This is a genomic window from Phocaeicola coprocola DSM 17136 (assembly GCF_000154845.1).
Lineage (GTDB): Bacteria > Bacteroidota > Bacteroidia > Bacteroidales > Bacteroidaceae > Phocaeicola > Phocaeicola coprocola.
This window is the reverse complement of the sequence record NZ_DS981430.1, coordinates 91,084-92,375: the sequence shown is the minus strand read 5'-3', so window position 1 is coordinate 92,375 and position 1,292 is coordinate 91,084. Positions and strand designations below refer to the sequence as shown.

General features: G+C 35.2%; 1 protein-coding gene and 1 pseudogene. Both read left to right on the top strand.

Annotated elements, in window-relative coordinates:
• Window positions 1-620: IS4 family transposase (locus tag BACCOP_RS00940; protein WP_007564934.1), on the top strand; the 620-nt coding region annotated here is incomplete at its 5' end.
• 41 nt (window positions 621-661) lie between these two features.
• Window positions 662-1,144, top strand: a pseudogene (locus BACCOP_RS00935) (site-specific integrase); the annotation flags it as partial.
• Window positions 1,145-1,292 lie beyond the last annotated feature (148 nt).

Below are 1,292 nucleotides of genomic sequence, written 5' to 3'. Positions count from 1 at the left end.
CAATTCATTATGAACCAAATGCATACTATATTTTTGATAGAGCGTATGATTCGTTTAAGGAACTATATCGGATTCATCTTACTGGCTCTTTCTTTGTCGTAAGAGCCAAGTCGAATCTTAAATTTAAGTTCTGCAAATGGAAACGCAGACTACCAAAGAATATACTATCTGATGCTGAAGTGAAATTATCAGGATATACCTCTGAAAAGAAGTATCCGGAATCATTCAGGATTATCAGGTTCTATGATGAAGAAGATGATCGTGAATTTACCTTCCTGACAAATGCCAAACATATATCTGCACTTGATGTAGCTAATCTCTATAAAAAGAGATGGCTTGTAGAACTGTTCTTCAAATGGTTGAAGCAGCACCTTAAAATCAAAAGGTTCTGGGGCACCACAGAAAACGCAGTCCGTATTCAGATAAGTGTGGCTATTATCACTTATTGTTTGGTAGCTATTATCCAACATGATTTGCACTTAAGCCGTTCGACCTATGAGGTCCTACAGATTTTGAGCATTTCATTAACGGATAAAACACCTTTACAAGAGTTGTTCAATAAGACTAATTTCAATGATGTCAAAGAGCAATTAAATCCCCTTTTCCCGGGGGTTGTTTGATTAATATTTAATTCGTCCCGATTTTAACGGGACACTAATGTTTTATTTTCAGCTATCTATGTGGTGGAATCAATTTTACAGATATAGCTAATTTAACACATGAGAATATTCAAAGTGGTAGACTGCATTATATCCGTCAGAAAACAGGAAAACAAATAAAGATAGGAATACCACAGGAAGCCATGCGGATAATAGAGAAATATTCAAAAACAGGCAGAGGATATTTATTTCCGATTTTGGATAGTAAGGTTCACAAAACCGCCTTACAGAAACAGAACAGAATACACAAGCTACTTGGCAAAGTCAATAAAAACCTAAAACTGCTTGCAGCACAACTTGGGGTTGAAGCTAACGTTACAACCTATGTTGCTCGCCACTCATTTGCCAGTGTTCTTAAAAAATCTGGAGTAAACATAGCATTGATAAGTGAAGCGTTAGGGCATTCTGATTTAGCAACCACCCAAATATACCTTGATAGCTTTGATAATGAACAAATGGACGATGCAATGAAGAATTTACTTTAAAATGATTATCCCACTTGCAGTTATTGTGAGTGGGATTTTCTTTTTTACTTTTGCATATAAACCTATAATTATAACATTGTACTAACAGAGAAAATCTGAATATTATCACTTTCGTTGCTATGGGATATTGCCACTTACCAAATTTAAG